The sequence below is a fragment of the Acidisoma sibiricum genome, assembly GCF_057837225.1.
Map to the genome: position 1 here is coordinate 485,209 of NZ_CM174445.1, position 26,570 is coordinate 511,778.

The 26,570-nt window shown below is 64.0% G+C and carries 25 protein-coding genes and 1 tRNA gene; 21 read left to right on the forward strand and 5 right to left on the reverse strand.

Annotated features, from left to right (window positions below; genetic code table 11):
* The first annotated feature begins 43 nt into the window (after positions 1–43).
* The 4 genes from AC3G7M_RS02280 to AC3G7M_RS02295 all read left to right on the forward strand — a co-directional run bounded on the left by AC3G7M_RS02280 (position 44) and on the right by AC3G7M_RS02295 (position 3,532).
* On the forward strand, positions 44–1,273 hold the full coding sequence (locus tag AC3G7M_RS02280) for an argininosuccinate synthase (protein ID WP_489214105.1): 1,230 nt from the start codon (positions 44–46) through the stop codon (positions 1,271–1,273).
* Positions 1,274–1,390: 117 nt separating this feature from the next.
* Complete coding sequence (hflX, locus tag AC3G7M_RS02285; RefSeq protein WP_489214106.1) at positions 1,391–2,761, forward strand: GTPase HflX; 1,371 nt, start codon at positions 1,391–1,393, stop codon at positions 2,759–2,761.
* A gap of 166 nt (positions 2,762–2,927) precedes the next feature.
* The gene (locus AC3G7M_RS02290; protein ID WP_489214107.1) at positions 2,928–3,152 is read left to right on the forward strand and encodes an AbrB/MazE/SpoVT family DNA-binding domain-containing protein; all 225 of its coding nucleotides are present in this window, start codon (positions 2,928–2,930) and stop codon (positions 3,150–3,152) included.
* The gene (locus AC3G7M_RS02295; RefSeq protein WP_489214108.1) at positions 3,149–3,532 is read left to right on the forward strand and encodes a type II toxin-antitoxin system death-on-curing family toxin; all 384 of its coding nucleotides are present in this window, start codon (positions 3,149–3,151) and stop codon (positions 3,530–3,532) included. Before AC3G7M_RS02290 ends, AC3G7M_RS02295 begins: the two co-directional genes overlap by 4 nt.
* Positions 3,533–3,535: 3 nt before the next feature.
* Here the strand turns inward: AC3G7M_RS02295 and AC3G7M_RS02300 are convergent.
* The 3 genes from AC3G7M_RS02300 to AC3G7M_RS02310 form a co-directional block, all read right to left on the reverse strand.
* Positions 3,536–3,609: transfer RNA gene (locus AC3G7M_RS02300), tRNA-Gly, on the reverse strand.
* Positions 3,610–3,668: 59 nt separating this feature from the next.
* Positions 3,669–5,075, reverse strand: coding sequence for a homospermidine synthase (locus AC3G7M_RS02305; protein WP_489214109.1), 1,407 nt, complete (start codon positions 5,073–5,075; stop codon positions 3,669–3,671).
* 84 nt (positions 5,076–5,159) lie between these two features.
* Positions 5,160–6,401: a type III PLP-dependent enzyme gene (locus tag AC3G7M_RS02310; protein ID WP_489214110.1), complete on the reverse strand. Its 1,242-nt coding sequence runs from the start codon at positions 6,399–6,401 to the stop codon at positions 5,160–5,162.
* A gap of 466 nt (positions 6,402–6,867) precedes the next feature.
* On the opposite strand from AC3G7M_RS02310, the gene AC3G7M_RS02315 reads away from it, so the two are divergent.
* The 10 genes from AC3G7M_RS02315 to AC3G7M_RS02360 all read left to right on the forward strand — a co-directional run bounded on the left by AC3G7M_RS02315 (position 6,868) and on the right by AC3G7M_RS02360 (position 16,833).
* Complete coding sequence (locus AC3G7M_RS02315) at positions 6,868–7,608, forward strand: helix-turn-helix transcriptional regulator (protein ID WP_489214111.1); 741 nt, start codon at positions 6,868–6,870, stop codon at positions 7,606–7,608.
* 138 nt (positions 7,609–7,746) lie between these two features.
* A complete protein-coding gene (glk, locus tag AC3G7M_RS02320) occupies positions 7,747–8,739 on the forward strand; it encodes a glucokinase (protein WP_489214112.1) in 993 nt (330 codons plus the stop codon).
* Positions 8,740–8,836: 97 nt separating this feature from the next.
* Positions 8,837–9,919 (forward strand): transaldolase, encoded by a 1,083-nt coding sequence (tal, locus tag AC3G7M_RS02325; protein ID WP_489214113.1) that lies wholly within the window; start codon positions 8,837–8,839, stop codon positions 9,917–9,919.
* A 104-nt stretch (positions 9,920–10,023) separates the two neighbouring features.
* Entirely contained in the window at positions 10,024–10,968 is a 945-nt protein-coding gene (locus AC3G7M_RS02330) for a LysR family transcriptional regulator (RefSeq protein ID WP_489214114.1), read from the forward strand.
* Positions 10,969–11,064: 96 nt separating this feature from the next.
* Positions 11,065–12,012, forward strand: a complete 948-nt coding sequence (locus tag AC3G7M_RS02335) for a fatty acid desaturase (protein ID WP_489214115.1) — start codon at positions 11,065–11,067, stop codon at positions 12,010–12,012.
* Positions 12,009–12,866: a sugar phosphate isomerase/epimerase family protein gene (locus AC3G7M_RS02340; protein ID WP_489214116.1), complete on the forward strand. Its 858-nt coding sequence runs from the start codon at positions 12,009–12,011 to the stop codon at positions 12,864–12,866. Before AC3G7M_RS02335 ends, AC3G7M_RS02340 begins: the two co-directional genes overlap by 4 nt.
* Before the next feature lie 68 nt (positions 12,867–12,934).
* Positions 12,935–14,047 carry an ABC transporter substrate-binding protein gene (locus tag AC3G7M_RS02345; protein WP_489214117.1) on the forward strand — a complete coding sequence of 371 codons (1,113 nt, stop codon included), beginning with the start codon at positions 12,935–12,937 and terminating at the stop codon, positions 14,045–14,047.
* Between the two features lie 88 nt (positions 14,048–14,135).
* Entirely contained in the window at positions 14,136–14,918 is a 783-nt protein-coding gene (locus AC3G7M_RS02350) for an ABC transporter permease (protein ID WP_489214118.1), read from the forward strand.
* The gene (locus AC3G7M_RS02355) at positions 14,915–15,736 is read left to right on the forward strand and encodes an ABC transporter permease (RefSeq protein WP_489214119.1); all 822 of its coding nucleotides are present in this window, start codon (positions 14,915–14,917) and stop codon (positions 15,734–15,736) included. Before AC3G7M_RS02350 ends, AC3G7M_RS02355 begins: the two co-directional genes overlap by 4 nt.
* Entirely contained in the window at positions 15,733–16,833 is a 1,101-nt protein-coding gene (locus AC3G7M_RS02360) for an ABC transporter ATP-binding protein (protein WP_489214120.1), read from the forward strand. The genes AC3G7M_RS02355 and AC3G7M_RS02360 overlap by 4 nt, the downstream gene beginning before the upstream one ends.
* Here the strand turns inward: AC3G7M_RS02360 and AC3G7M_RS02365 are convergent.
* A complete protein-coding gene (locus AC3G7M_RS02365; RefSeq protein WP_489214121.1) occupies positions 16,824–17,849 on the reverse strand; it encodes a sugar-binding transcriptional regulator in 1,026 nt (341 codons plus the stop codon). The two genes, AC3G7M_RS02360 and AC3G7M_RS02365, sit on opposite strands and share 10 nt — an antisense overlap.
* Positions 17,850–18,002: 153 nt before the next feature.
* On the opposite strand from AC3G7M_RS02365, the gene AC3G7M_RS02370 reads away from it, so the two are divergent.
* The 7 genes from AC3G7M_RS02370 to AC3G7M_RS02400 all read left to right on the forward strand — a co-directional run bounded on the left by AC3G7M_RS02370 (position 18,003) and on the right by AC3G7M_RS02400 (position 25,961).
* A complete protein-coding gene (locus AC3G7M_RS02370) occupies positions 18,003–20,063 on the forward strand; it encodes a bifunctional aldolase/short-chain dehydrogenase (protein ID WP_489214122.1) in 2,061 nt (686 codons plus the stop codon).
* Positions 20,064–20,141: 78 nt separating this feature from the next.
* Positions 20,142–21,101, forward strand: coding sequence for a carbohydrate kinase family protein (locus AC3G7M_RS02375; protein ID WP_489214123.1), 960 nt, complete (start codon positions 20,142–20,144; stop codon positions 21,099–21,101).
* 10 nt (positions 21,102–21,111) lie between these two features.
* Positions 21,112–21,834, forward strand: coding sequence for an SDR family oxidoreductase (locus AC3G7M_RS02380; RefSeq protein ID WP_489214124.1), 723 nt, complete (start codon positions 21,112–21,114; stop codon positions 21,832–21,834).
* Between the two features lie 65 nt (positions 21,835–21,899).
* Complete coding sequence (locus AC3G7M_RS02385) at positions 21,900–23,270, forward strand: ABC transporter substrate-binding protein (RefSeq protein ID WP_489214125.1); 1,371 nt, start codon at positions 21,900–21,902, stop codon at positions 23,268–23,270.
* Positions 23,271–23,335: 65 nt separating this feature from the next.
* A complete protein-coding gene (locus AC3G7M_RS02390) occupies positions 23,336–24,274 on the forward strand; it encodes a carbohydrate ABC transporter permease (RefSeq protein ID WP_489214126.1) in 939 nt (312 codons plus the stop codon).
* A complete protein-coding gene (locus AC3G7M_RS02395; RefSeq protein ID WP_489214127.1) occupies positions 24,271–25,131 on the forward strand; it encodes a carbohydrate ABC transporter permease in 861 nt (286 codons plus the stop codon). Before AC3G7M_RS02390 ends, AC3G7M_RS02395 begins: the two co-directional genes overlap by 4 nt.
* On the forward strand, positions 25,128–25,961 hold the full coding sequence (locus AC3G7M_RS02400; protein WP_489214128.1) for a Cof-type HAD-IIB family hydrolase: 834 nt from the start codon (positions 25,128–25,130) through the stop codon (positions 25,959–25,961). Before AC3G7M_RS02395 ends, AC3G7M_RS02400 begins: the two co-directional genes overlap by 4 nt.
* Here the strand turns inward: AC3G7M_RS02400 and AC3G7M_RS02405 are convergent.
* Complete coding sequence (locus tag AC3G7M_RS02405) at positions 25,938–26,570, reverse strand: ABC transporter substrate-binding protein (RefSeq protein WP_489214129.1); 633 nt, start codon at positions 26,568–26,570, stop codon at positions 25,938–25,940. The genes AC3G7M_RS02400 and AC3G7M_RS02405 overlap by 24 nt on opposite strands.

Here is a 26,570-nt window from a genome sequence, read left to right on the forward strand (position 1 = left end):
ACGCTTATGCCTCTGCACAATCGATAGTGACCGGAGACATCACATGGCCGCGAAATCCGTGAAGAAAGTGGTGCTCGCCTATTCGGGCGGGCTCGACACCAGCGTCATCCTCAAATGGCTGCAGCAGACCTACGGCTGCGAGGTCGTGACCTTCACGGCCGATCTGGGCCAGGGCGAGGAGCTGGAGCCTGCCCGCCGTAAGGCCGAGCTGGCCGGCGTAAAGCAGATTTTCGTGGACGACCTGCGCGAAACTTTCGTGAAGGACTTCGTCTTTCCGATGTTCCGGGCCAATGCGCTGTATGAGGGCCAGTATCTGCTGGGCACCTCCATCGCCCGCCCGCTCATCGCCCAGCGCCAGATCGAAATCGCCGAGGAAGTCGGCGCCGATGCGGTCGCCCATGGCGCCACCGGCAAGGGCAATGACCAGGTCCGCTTTGAACTCGCCTATTACGCGCTCAAGCCGGATGTGACCGTCATCGCACCCTGGCGCGAATGGGACCTCACCAGCCGCACCAAGCTCATCGAATTCGCCGAGGCGAACCAGATTCAAGTGACGAAGGACAAGCGCGGCGAGGCGCCCTTCTCGGTCGATGCCAACCTTCTCCATTCCTCTTCGGAAGGAAAAATTCTCGAAGACCCCGCAGTCGAGGCGGACGAGATCGTCTATCAGCGCACCATCAGCCCGGAAGCGGCACCCGATGTGGCGACCACCATCACCATCGACTTCCATCAGGGCGATGCGGTCGCGATCAATGGCGTGGCGCTGTCGCCCGCCACGCTGCTGACCGAGCTGAACGCGCTCGGAAAAGCCAACGGTATCGGCCGGCTTGACCTCGTCGAAAACCGCTTCGTCGGCATGAAGTCCCGCGGCATCTATGAGACGCCGGGCGGCACCATCCTGCTCGCGGCCCATCGCGGCATCGAAAGCATCACGCTGGACCGGGAGGCCGCCCATCTCAAGGACAGCCTGATGCCGCGCTATGCCGAGCTGATCTATAACGGCTTCTGGTTCAGCCCCGAGCGGCGGATGCTGCAGGCGCTGATCGACACCAGCCAGGCCTCCGTCACCGGCCGCGTGACGCTAAAGCTCTACAAGGGCAATGCGACGGTGATCGGCCGCGAAAGCCCGAACAGCCTCTATTCCATGAAGGTCGTGACCTTCGAGGATGACCAGGGCGCCTATAATCAGGTCGATGCGCAGGGCTTCATCAAGTTGCAGGCGCTGCGTCTCCGCCTCGGCGCCGCTGCAGGCCGAAAGGGCGGCACGCCGTAAGAGGTTCACGCGGGGTCGGGATTTTCCAAAAGGTTCCATGGCCGTAATCACGCGCCGATCTTGGGTCGAGAGGCGTGACTTCCACGCTTCGGACCTATCCGTGCTATTTGACCATCCATGGAGACCAAACCACCGATCCCGCTTGCCGTCCTCGTCGGCATCCAGACGTCCGACGTCGATGACGTCGCACACGAAGCCAGCCTTGAGGAGTTAGGGCGCCTGGTGAAGACACTGGGCTACGAGGTTGTCGGCACAGTCTCGCAAAAGCGCGAGGGTACCGGCGCCGGGTCGCTGCTAGGCAGCGGCAAGCTTGCGGAACTGGCAGCGCTGACCGGTGGCACGGGCGTGGTCAGCTCGATGGCGTTGCTGCAACCGAAATCCAAGGCCCGGCGACGGTTTGAAGGCGTCGAAGCGGCGGTTCAGGCAGACGAACCCGAGTCTTCTGAGCCAGGCTTGGACGCCGTCCGCAAGCCCGAGTTCGTCATCGTCGATCAGGAACTCTCGCCCAGCCAGATCCGCAATCTGGAGCGCGCGACCGGCGCCCAGGTGCTGGACCGCACCGGCGTCATCGTCGAGATCTTCCACCGCCACGCCAATACCCGCGAGGCAAAGCTACAGGTGGAGCTGGCGCGTCTGAAATACGTGGCCCCCCGCATGCGGGAATCTTCGTCGGGAGGCGGGCGGCAGCAAGGCCCGGGCGCCGGCGAAAGCGCCTTGGACCTCGATCGCCGCAAGATCCGGGACCGCCTCTCTGAGCTGAAGGACCAGCTGGAAGCGGTGCAACGCGATAGCGACCAGCGCCGCTCCGCGCGCCGCGACCAGCTGCGGGTCGCACTGGTCGGCTACACCAATGCGGGCAAATCCTCGTTGATGCGGGCGCTGACCGGGAGCCAGGCTTTGGTCGAGGACAAATTGTTCGCCACCCTCGACACGACCGTGCGCATCCTGCAGCCGGAGACGCGTCCCCGCGTGCTTGTCTCCGACACGGTCGGATTCATCAAACAATTGCCGCATGACCTGGTCGCTTCGTTCCGCTCCACCTTGGCAGAAGCGCTGGAAGCCTCGCTACTGCTGTTCGTGGTCGATGCATCGGACCCGACCTATGAGGCGCAGCTGGACGTGAGCCGCAAAGTCCTGCGTGACATCGGGGCGGATGCGGTGCCGTCCCGCCTCGTGCTCAACAAGCTTGACCGGGTGGATGCTGCTGGGCGCGCGGCCCTGATGGAGAAGCACCCCGACGCGATCCTGCTCTCAGCTCACGCGCCTGAAGATGTGAGTGCATTGCGGGACACCATCATCGCGTTCTTTGAGGCGGCGATGGTGGAGGATGTGCTGGTTTTGCCCTATGCGAAACAAGGACTGATCGGCGAGGTCTATGAAAGCGCGCGGGTCTTGTCCGAAGAGTATGACGAAACCGGCCGGGTGCTGAAGGTGCGCGGCCTGCCCGGCGCTATCGCGCGGCTGCAGCGGAGCCTTGCCGCGCACTGAGCAAATCCTGGTCGGATGGAATTGCCATGCCGACCCTCCCTTCCCGTATGCAGCAGACAAAGCCCGCCCGATTTAGCCGGCACACTATGCACGGCGACATGCCGCAAAAAGACTCCACCAGCCGAAGGCAATGATGTTATAACGCCTGTGCAAACAGGAGGTCGCCATGGTCGCGCTCAAGCTGGTGAATATCGGCAACTCGGTCGGTGTCGTCATCCCGAAGGAGCAGCTCGCCAAACTGGGCGTCACCAAGGGTGACACACTCTATGCGGTCGAAACCGCGGAGGGGCTGCGGCTTTCTCCAAGCGACCCTACCTTCGAGGAACAAATGGCCGTTGCGCGCCGGATCATGAAGGAACGCCGGGCCGTCTTGCGCGAGCTTGCGAAATGACGGTCTGGCTCAGCCGGCAGATCGTTCTCGCCGTCCATGACGAGCAGCTTCGCGAACATGGGGGCGCCTCCGGCATCAGGGATGAGGGCCTTTTGGAGAGCGCCCTCGCCCGCCCGATTAACCGGGCCGGCTACAGCGAGCCTGATACGGCAGAGCTCGCGGCCATCTATGCCATCGCCATCGCGCGCAACCATCCCTTCATCGACGGCAACAAGCGCACGGCCTATGTCGCCATGGAACTTTTCCTGGACCTGAATGGCTTTGCCTTCGTAGCAAGCGACGCTGATGCCGTCATCACCATGCTGAACATGGCGGCCCACGACATTGCAGACGTGGATTTCACCCTCTGGGTCCGGGCCAACGCGGTTCTGAGGGAATGAAACTGGAGCGGGCGAAGGGAATCGAACCCTCCTAGCTAGCTTGGAAGGCTAGAGCATTACCACTATGCTACGCCCGCCCAGATAAGCCCTTGATACCCGCCCTGGGGCGGGTATCGCAAGCCCTGCGGCAGCCACTTCAGACGACGCGGAAATTGCCGAACAGCCAGGGCTCGTTCGTATCGACAGACTCGGGGAACAGCCGACCGCGGTCCTGCAGGGGCGTCCAGTCGGAATAGACGCCGACCACTTCACCCAGATAGGGCTTCGTAATCTCGAGCACGCGCTCATGGTCGATACCGTCCGGCTCGATGATGCCGGCGCGCGGATTTTCCATCGCCCAGATCACGCCGGCCAGCACCGCCGCCGTCACCTGCAGGCTGGTCGCATTGTTATAGGGAACCAAGCTGCGGGCCTCGTCGATGGTGAGGCGCGAGCCATACCAATAGGCGCCTTTGGCATGGCCCATCAGCAGCACGCCCAGTTCGTCGGTGCCCGAAATGATCTCGTCCATCATCAGGCGCGTGCGGCTTTGCATCTCCCAGTTCTTGCCGGCGAGTTCATGCACGGACAGCACGGCGTCATCCGCCGGGTGATAGGCGTAATGCACCGTCGGGCGATAGGTGACGTCCTCGCCATTCTTGACGGTGTAGTAGTCGGCGATCGAAATGGATTCGTTATGGGTGATCAGGAAGCCATGGAACGGGCCTTCCAGCGGCGTCCAGGTGCGCACGCGGGTGGACGCCCCCGGGCGCTCCAGATAGATCGCGGCGCCCGAGCCGAAATCGTGCCGGCGCGCATCCGCAGGCCAGACCGTCTCATGCGTGCCCCAGCCCAGTTCCGCCGGCTGGCAGCCCTCGCCCACGAAACCATCGACCGACCAGGTATTGACGAATTCGTCGCGCTCTTTCGGGATATTCGCGACCTGGGTGTCCCGCTCGGCGATGTGGATGACCTTGACCGACAGGGTCTGGGCGAGCGCCGCCCATTCCGCCTTGGTCGTCGGCACCGTCGTCACCAGACCCGTATCCTGGGCCAGGTTCAGCAGCGCCTGCTTCACGAAATGGGAAACGAGGCCAGGGTTCGCGCCATGGGTGATGAGCGCGGTCGGACCGTCATTGCCGCCCTCGCGCAAAGCAAGCGCCGATTCCCGCAGACCGTAATTGGAGCGCGCGCTGGCCGAAAGCGAGGTGTCGGTATAGCCGCCGGCCCAGGGCTCAACGCAGGTATCAAGATACAGGGCGCCGACCTCGCGGCAGAAGGCGATCAGCGCCACCGAGGAGACGTCCACCGACAGGTTGAGCAGGAAATCGCCTTCGCCCAGCATCGGGGTCAGGATCACGCGGAAATTCTCGCGCGTCAGCGGGGAGACCAGATAGGTCACGCCCATGGCTTCGGCCACGGCACGGCCGCGCTCATCGGAATTCACGATCGTCACCTGGGCCGGCGCCATGCCGATATGCCGCAGCAGCAGAGGCAGAACCCCCTGACCGATGCTGCCGCAGCCGACCATGACGAGGCGGCCAGAAAAAGAAACGTGCTGCACGGATGAAAGCTCCCGAGTGAGAAGACGGTCAGAGAAGAATGGCCGCCCCGCTGAAGAGGGCGGCCGCCCGGTCAAGCCGACAGGTCAGGCCGCCAGATCAAGCATGTCGTCTCCCGGATGGCCGGGTGTCTGCAGCATGGGCTGGTCTCGCACGGCCACCGTCTCGGCACAGCCGAAACCATTGAACTCGGTCGCGAGACAGGCGCCATAGGCCCCGAGCTGGCCGACTTCGATCCAATCCCCTTCCGCGATATCCGCTGGCAGGTAGAAGGGGCCCTTCATATAGTCGGCGCTGTCGCAGGTCGGGCCGAAGAAGGCGAAAGCCTCCAGCGCTGCCGATGCGGGCGCACCCCCGTCGCGGATCATGCGCACCGGAAAACGAAAGCCCGGGGCACCCGCGTCAGACAGGCTGCCATAGACCCCGTCATTGACGAAGAGCGTGTCACCGCGGCGAGCCTGCACCTGCACGACGACGGAGCTGCCGGCGGCCACCAGCGCACGGCCGGGTTCCGCCCACAGGCGCGCGCCTGCCACGTCCAGATCGTCGAAGGCGCCCTCGATTTCGGCAAAATAGGCGCCGAGCGGTGGCGGCTCCAGATCGGGATAGCTCACCGGAAAACCGCCGCCGACGTCGATGATATCAATCGCGACACCCGCCGCGCGGATCACTTCACCGGCCAGCGCCAGCGCACGCCGATAGGCGAGCGGTTCCATGCATTGCGAACCGACATGGAACGAGACGCCAAGCCGGATGGCAAGCGGACGCGCAGCGCGCAGCAGTGCGACCGCCTCCTCGAGCGACGCACCGAACTTGCCCGACAGGTCATAAAGCGCATTGCCCTTCGGCAGACCCAGACGTACGACCAGGCCGAGATCCTGGGCATGCCCGGTCTCGGCCATGATCTTCGCAAGCTCCGCTGCGCTGTCCAGCACGAAGTCACGCACGTCATGACGGAAATAGGCCTCGCGGATCGCCGAGCGGGCTTTCACCGGGTGCATAAAATGGATGACGGCTTCGGGGAAAAGCCCGCGCACGAGGGCGACTTCAGCCGCCGATGCGCAGTCGAAATGGCGCACGCCGCCATCCCACAGGGCCGCCAGCACATCGGCGTCCGGGTTGCACTTCACGGCATAAAGCACGTCGCCGCGAAACTCCGCGACGAAGCGCGCGGCCGTCGCCTGCAGCACGGCCGGACGCAGGCAGTGAATCGCCTCCTCGGGCCGGCCGGCGAACACGACCTCATCCACCGACAGCTGATAGACCGAAGCCGGACCGGTGCGGCGCAGGGCGGTGACAGTCGTGTTACGGGGACGGATATGGCTCATCGGGCAACCCTCCTAACACCCGCAGTTGCCTGCGAATGTGACGTCTTGAACAAGGATGAAACGCAGGAAACCGTCACCGGCGGCGCGGGGCCGCAGGGGCACGGTGAGGCTGGGATCAGGCCGGTCTAGCCGGCACGGTCCTCAGACGAGATTGCGATGAAGATGCATCGCAGCGTGCGTAACAGAAAACATATCGTTTCCCTTCAGGACACCGGTCAGACTTGGGACCGGCTGGACCAAAAAGGACGCGTTACGTCGTTGCTGTGCCCATAATGGGCTCGCGGCACGTGCGATTGCGTCAAGCCAAGCGCCGAACTTCGGCGCGGAGATCCATATAAAGGCAAACCCCAGACGCGGGGATGCTGATCTTTCCTCTCGGTTATGCTTGTGGAGCGTGACTAGTTCGGCTTTTCTAACAATTGGTTACGGCCGACGGGCGCAGGTTAGGGTCATAAGAGTCATGGTATTGTCAGATCGTGTCCAGACGGCGCCCCCGGCATCGGTCAGGGCGGTCAGCGTCATCCCCCCGGAAACCGGTCCGGTCGCGACCCTGATGTCGTCCCATGCGCTTGACGGCACAATGGAGCACGGCGAGGCCGCCTATATCGCGGGGCTCGCCTTGAACATGTTTTCGGTGCCGACATTCCTGATCCGGCCGAATTGCGAAATTGTCGCCTCCAGCAGCACCGGGCCGGCACTGCTGGAGAATTCCAGGGCCTTCTATGCCCATCAGGGCCGTCTGACCGTGCGCCGCGCAAGCGATACCCATGCCCTGCTGGAGGCGGTCGGCCGCGTCGTAGCGCGTGGCACGGGGGAATTGCTGCGCTTTCTTACCCGCCAGGAGGAAGCGAGCGCTCTGATGCGTCTCCACGCAGTCCCCCGCAAGCCGCTGGTCATCGTCGCCATTGCCGAACTGCGCGCCCCCATGCTGCTGGCGCACGGCTGGTCCACGGCGGCCTTCGGCTTTTCCGCCCCGCATGCGGCCCTCGCCGAAAGCCTGGCTCTCGGGCACAGCCTCGCGGATTTCGCGGCGCTCCATAACCTGCCGATCGGCACGGTGCGCACGCGGCTGAAGAAGCTTCTTGTCCAGACGGGCACAACCTCGCAGGCCTCTCTCGCCGCCATGCTGCAGCGTGCCTCCGTCATCATGAGCGGGGCCGAAAAACTCGCAAATCCCCCGAAAGGCCGCCGCTCCGGCGCATCCTGAACGGCCCCGGCCACCGGTTTGACCTCCTCTCCCGACGCGCTATGGTACCCGCCTGATCGGTTGCGGACGAATGATGCGGTGCCTGAGTCGTAAGCTTGCTCACGAATACAGATCGCCGATCTGGAAGGGGCTTGCCTGATGCTCATTGCCGGTGATGTTGGTGGCACTAAAACCCGCCTGGCGCTCGTCTCCCCTGAACAGGGGCCGCGCAAGTTCCTCGCCGAGGAGGAATATCCCAGCCAGGATTATCCAGGCCTTGAACCGATCATTCGGAAATTCCTCGCCGACAAAGGCGTGACGGTGACCTCCGCCAGCTTCGATGTCGCGGGACCGGTGATCGATGGCCATGCCCATCTGACCAATCTGCCCTGGAACCTGGATGAGAAGGTTCTCGCCCGCGAGTTGAAGCTCGATCGCGTCAGTCTCCTGAATGATCTCAAGGCCATCGCGCATGCCGTGCCGCATCTGCTGCCGGAGGAGACGGAAGTCATCAATGCCGGGCGCGCCGTGCAGAACGCGGCGATCGGCGTCATGGCTCCGGGCACCGGCCTGGGCGAAGCTTTTCTAATCTGGAGCGGCCAGAGCTATATCGCCTGCGAATCCGAGGGTGGGCATGCGGATTTCGCGCCCACCAACCATATCCAGGACGGTCTCTGGTCCTACCTCACAGACCGCTTCCGTCATGCGGCCTATGAGCGCGTCTGCGCCGGCTCCGGCCTGCCCAATGTCTATGACTATGTGCGCTCACGCGATCCGGCCTCCGAAGCGCCCGCCTTCGCCGCCAAACTGCACGCGGAGCATGATCGCACGCCGCTTATCGTGGAGGCGGCGCTGACCGAACCCGACAACAATCCGCTGGCTGCCGAGACGCTGCGCATTGTCATCGACGTCTGGGGCGCCGAGGCCGGCAATCTGGCATTGAAAGTCATGGCCACGGGGGGCATCTATCTGGCAGGCGGCATGCCGCCGCGTCTGGTGCCGCAGCTTCAGGACGGTGCCTTCATGCAGGCTTTCTGCGCCAAGGGCCGGTTCGCCAATATGCTGCGCAATATTCCGGTCCATGTCATCATGATGAACGCAGCTCTTCTGGGCGCCGCGATTTACGGACTGGAACAGGCGGCGGCGCAATAAGGCGCCCCTGTGCTATAGTTATAAATCCCAGCGTTGCGACGTGCCGGACCAGATCACAACGACACGCGTCATCGGCAAGCGATAAAGGACCCTTATCATGGCTTCGACCGCACCTCATGATCTCAACAAGCTCGGCCAGAGCCTGTGGCTGGACAATATCACCCGCGACCTTCTCGATAGCGGCACGCTGAAAAGCTACATCGAGACGAAGTCGGTCACGGGCCTGACCTCCAACCCGACCATCTTCGACAACGCGATCTCCAAAAGCAGCTGGTACGACGCCGAAATCCATCGCCAGCTCGACGCCGGCCACAAGGGCGAGGCGCTGTTCTTCAACATGGCGATCCAGGATCTGTCGCGCGCGGCCGATCTTTTTCTGCCGATCTATGAGCGCACCGGCACGGTCGATGGCTTCGTCTCCCTCGAAGTCTCCCCGCTCTTCGCCTATGACACTGACGCGACCGTGAAGCAGGCCGCGGCGCTGCATGCCCAGGCCGCCAAGCCGAACCTCTTCATCAAGATCCCGGGCACGCCGGAAGGCCTGCCGGCGATCGAAGACGCGATTTATGCGGGCGTGCCGATCAACGTCACCCTGCTGTTCTCCACCGACCACTACCTCGCCTGCGCTGAAGCCTATATGCGCGGGCTGGAGCGCCGGGTTGCCGAAGGCAAGTCCCCGGACGTGCGGTCGGTCGCGTCGCTTTTCATCAGCCGCTGGGATAGCGCGGTCGCCGACAAAGTGCCGGCTGACGTCAAGAACACGCTCGGCCTCGCCGTCGGCCAGCAGGCCTATGCCGCCTATCGTGACGTGCTCGAAAGCGACCGCTGGCAGCGCCTGGAAAACCTCGGTGCCCGCCCGCAGCGCCTGCTGTTCGCCAGCACCGGCACGAAGGACAAGAACGCGTCCGACACCCTCTACATCACCGGCCTTGCGGCGCCGAACACCGTCAACACCATGCCGGAAGGCACCCTGCTCGCTTTCGCCGACCATGGCGCGGTGGATAAGGTCATTCCGCGCCACGGCGGCGATTTCTCCAAGGTCCTGAAGGCGCATCAGGATGCCGGCGTCGATCTGACGGCACTCTCGACCGAGCTGCAGGCCGCCGGCGCCAAGGGCTTCGTGAAGTCCTGGCACGAGCTGATGGAAGCGATTGACAGCAAGTCGAAGGTTTTGAGCTAACCAATCCCGCTGCCTGAGGCGCCACGGCGCTTCGGGCAGCGATGACGACGCCCACGAAGCGTGGCTTAATCTCCCCTTGCTGACTGCAGCTTGGGGAGATTTTTTTGTCCGGGACGTTTCAAGGGCAACTGGCCGAAACCGATCTCAGGCTTCTGCGCGTCTTCTGGACGGTGGCAGACAAGGGTGGGTTCACGGCGGCCGAAACCTCGCTCGGCAAAAGCAAATCCGCGATCAGCGCCGATGTCTCGGCGCTTGAAACGCGCCTCGGCCTTGTTCTGTGCCAGCGTGGCCGCGCCGGCTTCGCGCTCACCGCGGAGGGCATGCAGGTGCGCGACGCCATCGGCCAGTTGCTCGCTGATCTCGGGCAGTTCCGGGATCGCGTTAACCAAGCGCGCGGGCGCCTCTCCGGCACGCTCTCGCTCCATGTCACCGACAATATCGTCACCTACGGCGACAGCCCGCTGGTCAGGGTTCTGGCCGCCTTCAGCCGTCAGCACCCGGAGGTTTTCCTCAACCTTGTCTCGGCACCCCCCGATGCCGTGGAGCAGGCAGTACTGGACGGCCGCGCCAGCCTCGGCGTTTCGGTTCTGCCCCGGCTGGTGCCCACGCTTGATCTGCTGCCCTTGTTCGAGGAGCGGCTGCATCTCTATTGCGGCGACCGCCACCCGCTGTTTGCGGTGGCCGACGCGGCAATCACGCCTGACACGATGGCCGATCATCGCGTGGTTGAGGTCTCGGCCGGTGCGACGGGACCCTTTTGGCCGGTCTGGCGGGAGAAGCTGCGCTTTTCGGCCCGCGCCGGCAGTATCGACGCACGCGCTGTCCTGCTGCTGACGGGCGAATATCTCGGCTTCCTGCCGCCCGACTATGCCGAACCCTGGGTGCGGGAGCGCCGCATGCGTGCTTTGGCCCCTGACCGGCTTGCGCTCGGCAATACCTTCTATCTCATGACCAAGCGCGGAACGCCGCCTGGACTGATTGCGGAGCGGTTCCGCAGCATGCTGATCGCATCCTATGATGATAATATAAGCAAACAGAGCGTAATATAGGCAGTGTCGCCACTGCCGAAGTTCAGTTCGCTCGATTCATAACCACCACGGCAGACCAAGCGCCTATAGGGCGATAATCAGCCTTGGGAGGCCGGGATGCAGGACTGGATTTCGGCGCGTGGCGCCAAAGTGGTGCCGCCGCAGGTGCTCAAATCGCTCAGCACGCGGTCCGATGCGCGCGGATTGCTGCAGCTCGGCAGCCAGCTTGCGGCGATCAGCATGTCCATCGCCCTCACATGGTGGCTGTGGCCCAGCCTCTGGGCGGTGCTGCCCTTCGCCGCCCTCGGCATCGTGCTCAACTGCCTCTATGCCGGCCAGCATGAGACCAGCCACCGCACCGCCTTCCGGGCACGCTGGCTCAATGATTGGGTGGGGGCGGCGATCGGCTTTCTGTCGATCTATCCGGCGCGCTGGGACCGGTATTTCCATTTCGCCCATCACCGCCATACTCAGGACCCGGCCCGTGACCCCGAATTGCTGTCGCGCGGCCCTTACACGCCCAGCTCCTACTTTTTCTACATCATCGGCATCACCTATTGGTGGGCGCGGGCCCGCAACACGGTGCGGATCGCGACCGGTCGTCTGCCCGCCTATGCGACCTATCTGACGGAGCCCCAGCGCCGCGAGGTCATGCTGGAAGCACGCTGGCACCTGGCGGGCTATGCCGCGATCCTCGCCGTCTCGCTGGCGCTCCACACATGGGCCGCAGTGATCTTCTGGCTTGCCCCCATGATGCTCTTCAAATGGGTGCACAACATGCAGAACACGGGTGAGCACACCTGCCTGACGCATGAGCAGGATACGCTGCGCAATACCCGCACGCTGCGCGGGCCGTGGCTGGTGCGCTGGCTGGTGTGGAACATGTCCTATCATACCGCGCACCACACCTTCCCCGGGATACCCTTCTTCGCTCTGCCGGAGCTGAACCGCGAAATCCAGACCCGCCTGGGTGAGCCGCTACCGGGTGCCACCTATATCGGCGCGCAGGTTGAGATCGCGACCACCTTGCTGCGCGACGGCGACCGCATGGAAATCGTCGCGTGACGGCTCTACCGCGACTGGAAGTTTTCCAGGCTCTCTGGGCCATGCAGATGCGCATTCCAGGGCAGGCCGAACGGCCGGTCGAGGAGAGTTTCGCCCTGGTGGCGGCAGCCGGTTACGACGGCATGGGGATCGACCTTGGCGTGACCCCGCTCGATCAGGCGGCTGCCCTGGAGCCGCTCTTCGCGCGCCATAATCTCGGCTGCCTGATCACCGCTTTTGTCAAAAGCATCGACGGGATGACACCCGTTCTCGATCTCGCCAAGCGTCTGAATGCACGCCACGTCAATCTCATCGGCCAGGTCATGCCGCTCGGTGTGGACGCGACCGTCCCGGTCGCCCGCCGCTGGATCGAGATGGCCGATGCGGCCGGAATCGAACTTCAGTTCGAAACCCATCGCAACAGCATCACCAACGATATGTTCGCGACCCTGCAGCTGATCGACGCCGTGCCCGAAATGGTGCTCTGTGCCGATCTCTCGCATTACGTGGTCGGCCGCGAATTCGATTTTCCCCCCGACGCGCGCACGCAAAGCCATGTGAGCCGCATCCTGCAACGCTCCGGTTCTTTCCAGGGACGCATCGCCTCACGGCAGCAGATCCAGGTGCCGTTCGGCTTTCCGCAGTATCAGAAGTGGCTCGGCCTGTTTCTTGCCTGGTGGGAAGACGGTTTTCGCCATTGGCGGCGATCCGGCGGCAGCGGGCCGCTGAATTTTCTCTGTGAACTTGGACCGCATGAATACGCCATGACCGGCGCCGATGGCCTGGAACTGTCCGATCGCTGGGCGGAGGCGCTGATCCTGAAGGATCATGTCCGCCGCATCTGGCGGCAATTGGACAGCGAAACCGCCGCCTGATCGCGCCTGCCTTCGACCCTTTGCTGCCTTGCTCGTCGATCGTCTCTAACCCCGGAGGACTCCCCTGCATGAGCCTGCAACGTCCCAGCTTCGGCCAGGATCTCAGAGAACTGGCCGAACAGGAAATGGACCGCGGCCATATCACCCGGCGCGATTTCGCGCGCCTGATGGCGGCCATCGGCCTCGGCGCCACGGCCTTCGGCGGGGTTGCCAAGGCTCAGGCGGCCACGTCGGAAATCACGGTCGCGAATTTCGGCGGTGATGCGCTGGCCGCCTGGGCCCAGGCCTGGGGCGCGCCCTTCACCCAGAAGACCGGCATCAAGGTGCATTTCGACGGGTCCGGCCCGCTGCCCGGCAATATCAAGCAGCAGGTCCAAGCCCATAACGTCATCTGGGATGTCTCGGACGGCGACGGCTATTACGGCATCCAGCTCGGCGATGCCGGCTTCCTGGACCCGATCGACTACACGATCGTTGACAAGTCTAAGGTCTGGCCGGAATTCATCTGGCCCTACGGCGTTTGTGACTATGTCTATTCCTATGTGCTGGCCTATGACACCACCAAGGTGAAGGGCGTGCCGACCTGGCAGGATTTCTTCGACCTCCAGAAATATCCCGGCAAGCGCAGCCTGTGGAAATATTTCATGGGCACGGGTGAGCCGATCCTGCTCGCCGATGGTGTCGCACCCGACAAGCTCTATCCGATGGACATGGACCGTGTCATCGCCAAGGCCAAGACGCTCGGCGACAATCTCATCCTTTGGGATTCGGGCGCATCCTCGCAGCAGATGTTCATGGACAGCGAAGTCACCATGGCCTGCATCTGGAACACGCGCGCCAGCGTGCTGAAGCGCGATACCAAGGGCCGCGTTGACTACACCTTCAACCAGGGCATTCGTACATCCGGCGCCATGACCATCCCCAAAGGTGTCAAAGACCCGAAGGCGTCCAACACCTTCATCGCGACCGCGCAGGACCCGCAAAGCCAGCTCCTGCTGCTCAAGCTGATGGGCAACGGCCCTGCCAACCCGGCAGCCTCCAAAATGGCGACCGGCGATCTTGCGGCCAAGGACCCGTCAAGCCCCGCCAATCTGTCCCTGCAGATCAACCGCGATGAGGAATGGTACGCCAAGCATTACGACGATGCCGTCGGCACCTGGCTGGATGCGATGTCTGGCTGACAGCGTGCCGTCCGTTAACGCCACCCTCCGCGGCCCAGGCCATAGACGGCCCTTCGATCGGTACTGGCTTCTACTGGTACCGGTCCTGGTGTTGCTTGGCGTCTTCTACGTCTATCCGCTGGTGCGGGTGCTGCTGCTCAGCGTGACCGACCCGCATCCGGGGATCGAGAATTTCACGCATCTGGTTCTGTCTCACGGACCGCGGAAGGTGATGTTCAACACCTTCCGCATCTGTGCGCTGACAACCGTCATCGCCGTCGCCATCGCCTATCTTCTCGCCACCGTCATGGTGCATGCACCACGGCAGCGGCGGCGGGTGATGATGGCGATCGTGCTGCTGACGCTGTGGATCTCCGTCCTCGTCCGCGCCTTCTCCTGGCTTATCCTTCTCGATGATCATGGCGTTGTGAACAATACGCTGATGGCGCTCGGCCTTATCCATGCGCCGCTCGCTTTGGTGCGGAATGAGACCGGCGTCGTCATCGGCATGGTGCATTACCTGCTGCCCTATGCCGTGCTGCCGCTGCTCGCCGCCATGCAGTCGATCGACCCGGCTTTGATGCGCGCGAGCTACAGCCTGGGCGCGGGGCGCGTGCGCACCTTCCTCTCCGTCTTCATGCCGCTCAGCCTGCCCGGCGTCGCCGCAGCCGGCGTCATCGTCTTCGTCTTTTCACTCGGCTTCTTCATCACCCCCTCCATCCTCGGCGGCGGACGGGTCGTCATGCTCGCCGAATATGTCAGCGTGACGGTTCTGGAAATGCTGCGCTGGGGCTTCGCCGCCGCCCAGGCCGTGGTGCTGCTGGTCCTAACCCTTGTGGTTCTGGGCATCGCCGGCAAGCTGCTCGGCAGCAAGCGGATACTGCCGTCATGAGGCGCCTGCGATCCGGGCCGGACTGGACGACGCTCCCCTTCCGCGCCCTCGGCTGGCTGGTGCTGGTCTTTCTCATCGCACCCATGCTGGTGGTCTTTCCCGTCTCGGTCACGCCCAACCGCTGGCTCTCCCTGCCCTCGGGCGGGATGTCCTTCAGCCATTACGCGGCGGTCTTCGCTTCCGCCGACTGGCTCAACGCCATCGGCCAGAGCCTCATCATCGCGACGCTGACCATGATCTGCGCGACCGCCATCGGCACCGCGGCCGCCATCGCCGCCTGGCGGCTGGCCGGCCATTGGGCGATCGGGCCGATCCGCATCGTCATCCTCATGCCCATCATCGTCCCGGCCGTCGTCTCGGCGCTCGGCATGTATCAGGTCTGGGTCGATTTCGGCCTGTTTGACACGCTGCCCGGTACTGTCATCGCCCATACTATCCTGGCCACGCCCTTCGTCTTCCTGACGGTCTCGGCCGCCCTCGCCCATATTGACCGCCGCATCGAGCAGGCGAGCCGCACGCTGGGTGCCGGCGCCTTGCGCACGGCCTGGTCCATTCTCGTGCCCGCGGCGCGCCCCGGCATCATGGCGGGCGCCGTCTTCGCCTTCATCACCTCCTGGGACGAGATCGTCGTCACCATGTTCGTGACGTCGCGCCATGTCTTCACCTTGCCGCGCAAGATCTTCCAGGACATCCACGACAATCTCGACCCCGCGATGGCGGCGGTCTCCTCCCTGATGATCCTGGTCACGCTCGCCATTGCCGCGGTTCTGCTGCTGCGTGACCTCAAGCGTGACCGCGCCTTCCAGGATATGCCATGACCGAACCCGCCCATGCACTGGCACTCCGCGGCCTCACCAAGCGCTATCACCAGACGGTCGCGATCGACGATCTCACCCTTGATATCGCGGCCGGGGAGTTCCTGACCCTGCTTGGCCCCTCGGGCTCGGGCAAGACGACCGTTCTGATGGCAATCGCAGGCTTTGTGGAGCCGACGGCCGGCGAAATCCTGCTCGACGGCGCGCCCATCACCCGCCTGCCGCCAGAGGCGCGGGATTTCGGCGTCGTCTTCCAGGGCTATGCGCTGTTCCCGCATATGACGGTTGCCGAAAACGTCGCCTATCCGCTGCGGGTACGCCGTATCGGCCGGGCGGAGCGTGAGGCGCGCGTGCGCGAGACGCTTGCCCTCGTCCAGCTCGCGCATCTCGCTGACCGCAAGCCAGCACAGCTCTCCGGCGGCCAGCAGCAGCGCGTGGCGCTGGCGCGTGCGCTCGTCTTCCGGCCCAAGCTTTTGCTGCTCGACGAGCCGCTCTCCGCACTCGACAAAAGCCTGCGCACGGATCTGCAGATCGAATTGAAGCGCCTGCACAGCCGCATCGGCACCACCTTCGTCAATGTGACGCATGACCAGGAAGAGGCGATCACCATGTCCGATCGCATCGCCATCATGCGCGGCGGCAAGCTGGCGCAGCTCGGCACGCCGCATGCGTTGTTCGAGCATCCGTCCACCCGCTTCGTCGCGGGCTTCCTCGGCCGCAGCAATTTTCTCGACGCCACGGTGACCGCCGTCTCCGAAGGCGAGGTCAGCCTGATCTGCCAGGGCGTCACCCTGAGTCAGGCGCGGCCGCAAGAATGGTCGCCGGCAGTGGGTGAGGCGACGCTACTCGCCTTGCGGCCGAACAAGATCATCCTGCTCGGCCCCGATGAGACGGCTGCCAACGCAGTCCCCGGCCGGATCACCGCAGCACTCTATGCCGGCACCGTCCTGCAGCTGGTGGTGGAGACAGCGTGCCACCCGGCGCTGGAAGTCAGCCTTGCCTTGCGCGGCGCGGGCAACCTGCCCCGGGAAGGCGATCCTGTCCGTCTCGGCTGGCAGGACAATGCCGCCGTACCCGTCCTGCCTGACGCTCAGGATTGACGGGTCAAGGGCAGCGTCAGCAGCGCTTGGGCCGTTGCCGCATCCGTCACCAGCACCGTCACGTAACCTCCGACCAGCAAGGCCCGGATAGGTGCGGCCTTATCCGGTCCGGCCGCGACGCAGATCCGCTCGGGGATCTGCGCAATCTCGGGAATCGTCATGCCGATCAGCCTGTCGTCCAGCTCGCCGCTGACGACCCGCCCCTCCGCATCGATGAACCGCCCGGCCAGCACGCCGACCGCGCCCCTGTCACGATACGGCTGCCCTTCCTCTGGCGACAGAAAGCCGGTCTCGAAGGCGGTGCTGGACGCTTCCACACTGCCGACGCCGTAGATGATCTTGGTGCAGGTGCTCATGATGCGGAACTGCTCAACCAGCGTCGGCTCCTGCATCAGCATGCGCTTCATCTCGGCGCTGGAGACGATGCCCGGCGCATGCAGATAGACGCAGCGTGCGCCGATCCGATTGGCGATGTTGGATGCGCAAGCCTCGGCGGAAAAGCGATAGGTGCCGATGGCGCTGCCGGTGATCTGCACGATCGAGACACCCGGCAGGACCCGCGGCGGCATCGACTGCGACAGCGCCAGCACCGTCCGCCCCCAGGAGACGCCGAGCACGTCCTCCGGCTGCAGCCGCTCCGACAGCAGCCGCGCGGCCGCACGGCCGACCCGCTCGTGATCCTGCAGCCGCCCGTCATCGCCCGGCACCACCAAACATTCCGCGATGCCGAACCGCGCCATGATGGCGCGCGCCAGCGTCACGCTTTGCAGATGGTCCGTCGCGATGGAGATGGAGACGGTGCCGTTCTCGCGAGCTTCCTGCAGCATGGCGACGACGCTGCCGCGTGATATGCCCAGCGTGCGGGAGATTTCCTCCTGCGTCAGCCCTTCCTCGTAATAAAGCCAGGCGGCCCAGACGGTTGCGTCACTCGCGAATTCGGCGGGCGGGGTCAGCGCGTCACGCCGCATGCGGGACGGCGCATCCGGCTTCATCGTCCCTGCTTTCGCTTGACCCATGCTGACGCGCTCCATCCTCTATTTATAACTTTGTCAGACTTGATTGACATCTGTCCAGAGCTGCTTCTACAGTCCTTGCCAGTCCACAAGGCTGCCCATAGAGCAGTCGGTACACAGTCATACACACCAGTCCACAACACGGCGCCGAGAACGATGAAAAGCCTTTGGTCGGATGACGATGCCCGCGCTTGCGTGGCCCATTATGCAGCGCGCGGCGTGGGCGAGGATCTGGCGCTGCGCACCTATACGTCGCGGCTTCTGGGCAGCGTGCCCTGGCTTGTCATGCATGGCGGCGGCAATACATCGGTCAAGACGCGCCTGCCCGACCTGTTCGGCGAACCGGTGGATGTGCTCTGCATCAAGGGCAGCGGCCGTGACCTTGCGGTGATCGAGCCGGACGGCCACCCCGCCGTCCGCCGCGCGCCGCTGGACCGGCTGCGCAGCCTGGACGCCATGTCGGATGAGGATATGGTCAATGCCCAGCGGCAGAACTTGCTGGATACCACCGCGCCCAATCCCTCGGTAGAGACGCTGCTCCACGCCTATCTGCCACATAAGTTCATCGACCATACCCATTCGGTGGTTTCCACCGCCATCGCCTGCCTGCCGGACGCGGAAGCCGTCTGCCAGCGCATTTTCGGCGGCCGCGTCGCCTTTGTGCCCTATATCATGCCGGGCTTTCAGCTCGCGAAAACCGCAGGCGCCGTCTTCGACCGCAACCCGGGCGTCCAGGGCCTTCTGCTCGCCAAGCACGGCATTTTCACCATGGGGCAGACGGCGCGCGAAGCCTATGAGCTGATGATCGAAATGGTCACGCTGATGGAGCGCTACGTCGCCGAAAACGGGATTGACGCACCGGGCCTGCATCCGGTGGCGCTCACGGCCGAGGCAGCGCCCGCCAGCGCCATCTTCCCGCTGCTGCGCGGCATTCTGGCCAAGCTGGCACCCGCCGGCACCCCGGCCCGCTGGCTTCTCCATCACCGCGTCAGTGATCGCATCCGGCGCTTCGTCAACAGCCGCGATCTGGCCGATTACGCCAAGCGCGGTGTCGCGACACCGGAACAGGTCATCCGCATCAAGGCCGGCCCTGCCGTCCTCCCCGCCGCCCCGCACGGTGATCTCGCCGCCTGGGGGGCAGCGGCTGACATCGCCATCGCGCGCTTCATCGCCGAATACGAGGACTATTTCCGCCGCCACAATGCCCGCGTCGGCGGTATCAAAAAACCGCTCGATCCGCTGCCCCGCGTGCTCGCGATCCCGGGCTTCGGCATCGTCGGCATCGGCAAGACCGCGGCCGAGGCCAGCATTTCCGCGGACGTCGCGGAAGCCTGGATCGACGCCGTGCTGGACGCGGAAGCTGTCGGCCACTTCGAATCCATCAGCGAAGCAGACCATTTCGACATGGAATACTGGTCGCTGGAACAGGCAAAGCTCGGAAAAGGCGCCGAGAAGCCGCTCGCCCGGCGGGTCGTCGCCGTGACGGGCGGCGGCGGCGCCATTGGCCAGGCAACGGCGCGCGCCTTCGCGTCCGCCGGCGCGGAAGTCGCAGTGCTCGATCTCGACCTCGGCAAGGCGCAAGCGACAGCAAAGCTGGTCGGCGGCCGGGCGCTGGCCATTGGCTGTGACGTCACCGACCCCGCTTCTGTCCGTCGCGCCATGGATGCGGTGCTCGCGCATTTCGGCGGGCTCGACATCCTGGTGTCGAATGCGGGCTCCGCACTGACCGGCATGATCGCGGATATGCCGGTCAGCACGCTGCAGGAGAGTTTCGCGCTCAATTTCTACGGCCATCAGGCCATGGCACAGGCCGCCGTCGCGGTCATGAAGGCGCAGGGCTTTGGCGGCGTGCTGCTCTTCAACGTCTCCAAACAGGCGGTCAATCCGGGCGCCAATTTCGGCGCCTATGGCACAGCCAAAGCCGCTCTGCTCGCCTTGGTCCGGCAATATGCGCTGGAACATGGCCGCGACGGCATCCGTGCCAATGGCATCAATGCTGACCGCATCCGCTCCGGCCTGCTCAATCCAGAGCTGATCGAAGCGCGCGCGGCCGCCCGCGGCGTCACCGCGGAAGACTATATGGCCGGCAATCTGCTGGGTGAGGAAGTCACGGCCGAGGATGTGGCGGATGCCTTCGTCACCTCGGCGCTGCTGACCAAGACCACCGGCAATATCGTCACGGTCGACGGCGGCAATGTCGCGGCCATGCTGCGCTAGTCCACGGGGTGCCGCCTGCGCCTGAACCAGACGTGCCTATCCGATGGATCGAAGAATTCACGGTGAGAGAACGGGAACATGTCCGAGAAAACCGAGCCGACCTATGACGTCAGCGTTGTAGGACTTTACTGCATCGATATCCTGGGGCGCCCCGTGCGCCGCATCCCCGACGGCGGCAACGCGGATTTCATCGATGAAATCCGCATGACGGTCGCGGGCACGGCCGGCGGCACCATCGTCGATTGCGCCAAGCTCGGCCTCAAGGCGCTCGCGGTCGGTGCGGTGGGGGAGGATGAGAAAGGCTTCTTCGTCCGCTCCACGCTGGAAAGCTTCGGCATCGATACTAGCGCCATGCAGCGCTACAAGGGGGTGCATACGGCGGCCTCCATCCTCGCCGTGCGTCCCAATGGGGAGCGGCCCTGCCTGCACGTGCGCGGCTCGTCTGACGCGCTGCTGATCACCGAGGCCGAGTATCCCCGTGTGCTCGATGCGCGCTTCGTTCATATGGGCGGCAACGGGTTGCTCGGCAAAATGGATGGTGAGCCCACGCGCGCGCTCCTCGCCGCCGCGAAAGCCGCCGGCCGCATCACGACCTTCGACCTCATCTTCGCCCAGGCCGAGCTGATGGCAAAGATCAAGCCGGCGATGGAATATGTCGATTATTTCGTGCCCAGCATCGAGGAAGCCTCCGCCCTTTGCGGCCATGAAAAGCCGGAAGACGCCGCCAAGTATTTTCATGACCTTGGTGTCGGCACCTGCGTGCTGACCATGGGCGGTGACGGCTCCTTCATCTCGACCGGTGACACGCAGTTCTATCTGCCCGCCCATGACATCCAGGTGGTTGATACGACCGGTTGCGGCGACGCCTTCACCGGCGGCCTGATCGCCGCCCTGCATCGTGGCTGGGATATCGAGAAAGCGGCCCGCTTCGCCGGCGCCTGCGGCGCACTGGTCGCGGGCGGGCTTGGCTCGGATGCCGGCATCGTCGATTTCGCGCAGACCGAGATCGCCATGAACACCCTGCCGATCAAGCACTGAGGAGACAGCCATGACGCGTCCCCTGGTCGCGATAACGGGCGCCAGCTCCGGCATTGGGGAGGCGACGGCGCGCGCCTTCGCGGCTGCCGGCTACCCGCTGCTGCTCATGGCCCGCCGCATCGAGCGGATGGAGGCCTTGGGTCTGCCGAATACCGTCTGCGCCGCCGTCGATGTGCGGGACCGCGCGGCGATCGAAGCGGCCGTTTCCCGCGCCGAGGCCGAGCACGGTCCGGTCGATTGCCTGTTCAACAATGCCGGCATCGCGCGGCTAGGCGATGTCTCGAAGCAGGACCCTGCCGACTGGCAGGAGATGATCGACATCAACACCATGGGCGTGATGAACGGCGTCCACGCCGTGATGGGCGGGATGATGGAGCGGCGCCACGGCACCATCATCAACATGAGTTCCATCGCCGGCCGCAAAGTCTATCCCGATCATACGGTCTATTGCGGCACCAAATACTTCGTGCATGCGGTCTCGGAAAGCCTGCGCGGGCAGCTCTCCCCCTACGATGTGCGGGTGATGGTGATCTCTCCCGGCGTCGTCGAGACCGAGGTGCTGGACCATGTGCGCGATGAGACGACGCTCGCGAATTATCGCGCCAATAAAGCCCGTATTGGCGGCGGGATCGCGGCCGAGCATGTCGCCGAGATGATTCTCTTTGCCTACCAGATGCCGCAGAATGTCCTCATGCAGGAAATCTGCGTGACGCCGACGCGGCAGGAGTATTGATAAGACAAAGAAGATCCTGCTGCCTCGCTTCGACTTGACCAAATAAAAACAAAAAGGAAATGTCGATGAGAAGACTAAAAATGGCTCTCATGGCCTCGGCCTTAGTCAGCCTTCCCGTGCTGGCTTATGCGCAGGACTACGAAGCGGGCGTCAAGAATGCGCTGCCCAGCTTCACCACGCAGAACGCCTATAGCGGCATCACCGTCAATGTCGCCTGCCGTCATCTGCCGGCGATGGATTTCATCGAAGCGCATAAGGCGCTATTCGAGCAATATACCGGCGCCAAGATCAACTTCACCGACTATCCCGAAAACGATCTGCGCAGCCATATCGTGGCGGATGCGGCCAACAAGGCCGGCGGCTTCCAGCTCTATTGCCTGGACAACAACTATATCCCTCTCTTTGCATCCAATAAATGGGTGCTGCCGCTGGATGCCGCCATCAAGCCCGCCTACAAGCTCGACGACGTCTTCGACAATCTCCGCAAAACCTATAGCTGGGGCGACCACCTTTATGGCCTCTCCATCTATTCCGAGGTGACGATCCTCTATTACCGCAAGGATCTGTTCGACAAGGCCGGCCTCACCGCACCCAAGACACTGGATGAGCTGGAGGCGGATGCCAAGACGCTGAACAAGCCGCCGCGCGTCTTCGGCATCGCGCTACGCGGCCTGCGCGGCGAAGGCATGAATGTCTATACCTGGACCGAATGGCTGCGCTCCTATGGCGGGGATTTCCTCGGCCCCAAGATGGAGCCGATTTTCGACAGCGCTGCGGGCGTTGAAGGCACCCAGCATTATGCCAAGCTGATCCAGGAATCCGGCCCGCCGGGCTCGGGCACCTGGGGCTGGCCGCAGGTCTCCTCCTCCTTCGCCGCCGGCCGCGTGGCGATGATCGTGGAAAGCACGGCCTTCTACCCGACCTTTAACGATCCGCAGCAATCCAATGTCGCGGGCAAGATCGGCTATGCGGTAGTGCCGGCTGGACCCAAAGGCGCGTTCCCGGCGAACTACGCCATCGGCCTGGCCGTCGCCTCCTCCGTCGATCCGACCAGCAAAAATTTCCAGGCAGCGAGCGACTTCCTGCAATGGGCGACCTCACAGGAAATGGAATTCGCGCGCACGGCGCAGGGCATCGGCAATGAGGACCGCAAATCGGTCAATCAGTCGGCGCTGCTGCGCAGCAAGCTCGACCCCGGCTATATCGAAGCGGTCTCCGAAGGCCAGAAGATCACCCAGAAGAACTACCGGCCGATGATTCCGCAATGGCGTGAAATGGGCGATATCGTCGGTGCCCATATCGAGCCCGTCTTCACCGGCGGCCAGCAGGCCCAACCCGCCTTGACGGCCGCCGCGCATGAGGTCTCCGACCGCTTCAAGGCCCAGGGCGTTCTGGGTTCCGACCGTCCCTATCAGGAACTTTTCCCCGAGCAGTAAGGCCGGCACAAGGCGCCCGGCGGCATCGCTGCCGGGCACGTCCTCTCCGCGCCTGAAGGATCATCATGTCTGCGACGACCGCATCCTCCCTCAAACCTGCCCGCCCAGCGCCCGCCGCAAAGCGGGGCTGGTGGCGCAGCCCCTGGCTGGTGCCGCTGCCGGGCTTCATTCTCCTGGCCCTGCTCTCGCTGCCGCCCTTCCTTTATGCGGTCTATCTGTCCTTCGTGAACATCGATGTGTCGCTACCGAATACGCCGCTGCGTTTCGTCTGGTTCCAGAACTATGCCGCCGTGCTCGGCAGCGCCAACGGCCTGCATGCGCTGCTCGTGACCCTCATCGTCTCCTTTGGCTCCACGCTCGCGGCCATCTCCGTCGGGCTTCTCATCGCCTATCTGATCCATCTCTACGCAGGCCGCCTATCCGGCTTCGTCACCATTCTGGTGCTGATCCCGCTCGCCGTCTCGCCGGTGGCCATGGCGCTGGTCTTCAGCCTCATGCTTGACCCGCTTTACGGCCCCGTGCCGCAGGTCATCGCGCTGATCACGGGCGTGCTGCTGTCACCCACCGGCACCTCGCTCGGCGCGCTTGTCACCATCGTCTTCGTGCAGACCTGGCAATGGTCGCCGCTTGCGGTCATTCTTCTCCTCGGCGGCATCAAAAGCCTGCCGGTCGAGCCCGTGGAAGCCGCCAAGATCGACGGCGCCAGGGCGTTCGCGACCTTCTGGCATATTCACCTGCCATTGCTGCGTCCGCTCATCGCAGTCGCCGCCATTTTTGAATTCATCCTCTGCAGCCAGGTCTTCGCCGCGACGGAGCTGCTCACCAATGGCGGCCCCGGCAACGCGACCGTCGATCTGTCGCTCTATATCTACAAAGTCGGCATTTCCGAGAGTTCGCAGGTGTCGGTCGCTGCCGCCGCCGGCGTCATCACCCTGGTCCTCGGCCTCATCAGCACCACGGTTTGGCTGCGCATCGCCAAATGGGATGAGAAGATCTACCGATGAGCATCGCCCTGACCCCCACGCGTCGCCCGCGCCGCCGCCGCCCTGGCCTCGGCACCTGGCTCGGCCGGCTCTGCCTCACCCTTTTCCTCGCCGTCTGGATGGTGCCGCTCTACTGGCTGATCAATACAACCTTCAAGTTCAAGGCGCAGATCCAGTCCGATATGCCGGTCTGGCTGCCCAATCCGCCGACCATGATCAATATCGATTGGGTTATCCACAATCTCGATCCCGCGGCCCTGCAGCGCAGCCTGCATGTGGTCTCCCTATCGGTCATTTTCTCGGTCATCTTCGGGCCGCTGATGGCCTATGCGCTGTCGCGCTTCCCAAGCCGCTACAACCGCCAGCTTGAGAACTGGATCATCTCCACGCGCATGATGCCGCCGGCCGCCCTCATCATGCCCTTCTATTTCCTGTTCCTGCGCGTCCATCTTCTCAATACCGAGCTTGGCCTCACGCTGCTCTACATCGCCATCAACCTGCCGCTCACGAGCTGGATCATGCTCGCCTATCTGCGCTCTCTGCCCGAAGACGCGGAAGAGGCGGCGCGCATCGACGGCTGCTCACGGTGGGGGGCCTTCTTCCACGTCGTGCTGCCGATGACGAAATCCTCCATCGCCGCCGCAGGCCTGCTCGTGACGATCCTGACCTGGAACGAATTCTTCATCGCCTTCGTCATCACCTCCAGCAACATCACCTTTCCCGTTCAGGTCGCGGGCTTTCTCGCCAATGGCATGAACCCGGAATACGGCCATATGGCAGCGGCGGGCCTGCTGCTGTCGCTGCCCACGGTGCTGATCGCCATCATCTTCCATCGCTCGCTACTCTCGGGCCTGCATGCTTTCGCCGGTGGCAAATGACCCTGAATCCTCAGCTCCTCGTCTCCGATGTCGACGGCACGATCGTGCGCCATGACCGAAACCTCGCTCCCAGCACCATCGCGGCGGCCGCGCGGCTACGCGAGGCGGGTATCCGCCTCGCGCTGATCAGCAGCCGCCCGCCGGCAGGGCTCGCCGGGCTCGTCACGCCGCTCAGCCTCGATACGCCCTGCGCCGGGTTCAATGGCGCGCTGGTGCAGGATGCCGCGGGACGCATCGTCGCCGAACACACCATCCCCGCGGATGCCTGCCGCGAGGCCGTGGCGCGGCTGGAGCAGGATGGGCTGGATGTCTGGGTTTTCGCGGGGGGCGCCTGGCTGCTCAAAAACCCGGATGCCGCCTATATCGGCCGCGAACAGCTCTCCATCAGCATGGACTGGGCAGTGGTGGAGGATTTCACGCCCTTCCTGGGCGCGGTTCATAAAGTCATGGGATCAAGCACGGATGTCGCCCGCTGCGCCCGGTCGGCGCTGGATCTTGCCGCCATACTTGGGGACCGTGCCGCTGTGCTGCGCTCCCAGGACTATTACGTCGACGTGACCCATCCCCGCGCCAATAAGGGCGAAGCCGCGCAGGTCATCGCTGACCTGCTGGGCATCGACCCGGCGGCCATGGCCGCCATCGGCGATATGCCGAACGATCTGCCGATGTTCGCGGCCAGTGGCTTCGCCATTGCCATGGGCAATGCCTCAGCCGCCGTCAGGGCGGCCGCCCATCTCATCGTCGCCGATAATGACAGTGACGGCTGGGCCCAGGCTGCCGAGCATCTGCTCGGCCTCCTCCGACCGTCAGGCGCTGATGGCGCCGTCTGACAGCGTCGATACCTTGGACTTCAGGGTCGAAATCAATTGGCTGGCATCGCCCTTCGTGACCAGTGAGGCGAAATCCGAGCGCTGCACGGCAACACGGCTGATCGTGCCGTCCAGCAGCACATCCACCACCTTCCAGCCCGCGCTCTCCTGTCGCAGCACGTAATCGATGCGCAGCCCATCGCGGCCGGGTTTGGTGATGGTGCTCGAGACCACCTGCGACGCGCCCACCGGCCGCGTCGTGGGGGAAACATGGATCACGCGGCCCTTGTAGGAATGGAAATTCGCCACGTAATTCGCGATCGTGAAGGCGCGGAAGACCGCTAGCAGCGATTGCTGCTGCGCCGGCGGCAGGCTTGGCCAGTAGCTGCCGACGGATACGCGGAGGATGCCTTCCAGATCGAAGGCCTGATCCACGGCGGGGGCCAGGGTCTGATAGCGCTGCTGGAACGGCGTATCGCGGCCTTCCTTCATGATCTGCAGCAAAACCACGTAGAAATGGCTGATTGTGGCCGGCGCACCAGAGTCCGCCTGGGCAAAGGCCCGGCCACTACCCGCGGCCATCACGAGCGGCAGGCTCATCGCCATTAGCTTGCGTCTTGACACCGTCAT

What these genes read in the sequence shown, in the direction of transcription:
- AC3G7M_RS02280 (WP_489214105.1), top strand. Translation starts at nt 44, where the DNA reads ATGGCCGCGAAATCCGTGAAGAAAGTGGTGCTCGCCTATTCGGGCGGG.
- hflX (WP_489214106.1), top strand. Translation starts at nt 1,391, where the DNA reads ATGGAGACCAAACCACCGATCCCGCTTGCCGTCCTCGTCGGCATCCAG.
- AC3G7M_RS02290 (WP_489214107.1), top strand. Translation starts at nt 2,928, where the DNA reads ATGGTCGCGCTCAAGCTGGTGAATATCGGCAACTCGGTCGGTGTCGTC.
- AC3G7M_RS02295 (WP_489214108.1), top strand. Translation starts at nt 3,149, where the DNA reads ATGACGGTCTGGCTCAGCCGGCAGATCGTTCTCGCCGTCCATGACGAG.
- AC3G7M_RS02310 (WP_489214110.1), bottom strand. Translation starts at nt 6,401, where the DNA reads ATGAGCCATATCCGTCCCCGTAACACGACTGTCACCGCCCTGCGCCGC.
- glk (WP_489214112.1), top strand. Translation starts at nt 7,747, where the DNA reads ATGCTCATTGCCGGTGATGTTGGTGGCACTAAAACCCGCCTGGCGCTC.
- tal (WP_489214113.1), top strand. Translation starts at nt 8,837, where the DNA reads ATGGCTTCGACCGCACCTCATGATCTCAACAAGCTCGGCCAGAGCCTG.
- AC3G7M_RS02335 (WP_489214115.1), top strand. Translation starts at nt 11,065, where the DNA reads ATGCAGGACTGGATTTCGGCGCGTGGCGCCAAAGTGGTGCCGCCGCAG.
- AC3G7M_RS02345 (WP_489214117.1), top strand. Translation starts at nt 12,935, where the DNA reads ATGAGCCTGCAACGTCCCAGCTTCGGCCAGGATCTCAGAGAACTGGCC.
- AC3G7M_RS02355 (WP_489214119.1), top strand. Translation starts at nt 14,915, where the DNA reads ATGAGGCGCCTGCGATCCGGGCCGGACTGGACGACGCTCCCCTTCCGC.
- AC3G7M_RS02360 (WP_489214120.1), top strand. Translation starts at nt 15,733, where the DNA reads ATGACCGAACCCGCCCATGCACTGGCACTCCGCGGCCTCACCAAGCGC.
- AC3G7M_RS02365 (WP_489214121.1), bottom strand. Translation starts at nt 17,849, where the DNA reads ATGGGTCAAGCGAAAGCAGGGACGATGAAGCCGGATGCGCCGTCCCGC.
- AC3G7M_RS02370 (WP_489214122.1), top strand. Translation starts at nt 18,003, where the DNA reads ATGAAAAGCCTTTGGTCGGATGACGATGCCCGCGCTTGCGTGGCCCAT.
- AC3G7M_RS02375 (WP_489214123.1), top strand. Translation starts at nt 20,142, where the DNA reads ATGTCCGAGAAAACCGAGCCGACCTATGACGTCAGCGTTGTAGGACTT.
- AC3G7M_RS02380 (WP_489214124.1), top strand. Translation starts at nt 21,112, where the DNA reads ATGACGCGTCCCCTGGTCGCGATAACGGGCGCCAGCTCCGGCATTGGG.
- AC3G7M_RS02385 (WP_489214125.1), top strand. Translation starts at nt 21,900, where the DNA reads ATGAGAAGACTAAAAATGGCTCTCATGGCCTCGGCCTTAGTCAGCCTT.
- AC3G7M_RS02390 (WP_489214126.1), top strand. Translation starts at nt 23,336, where the DNA reads ATGTCTGCGACGACCGCATCCTCCCTCAAACCTGCCCGCCCAGCGCCC.
- AC3G7M_RS02395 (WP_489214127.1), top strand. Translation starts at nt 24,271, where the DNA reads ATGAGCATCGCCCTGACCCCCACGCGTCGCCCGCGCCGCCGCCGCCCT.
- AC3G7M_RS02400 (WP_489214128.1), top strand. Translation starts at nt 25,128, where the DNA reads ATGACCCTGAATCCTCAGCTCCTCGTCTCCGATGTCGACGGCACGATC.
- AC3G7M_RS02405 (WP_489214129.1), bottom strand. Translation starts at nt 26,570, where the DNA reads ATGACGGTGTCAAGACGCAAGCTAATGGCGATGAGCCTGCCGCTCGTG.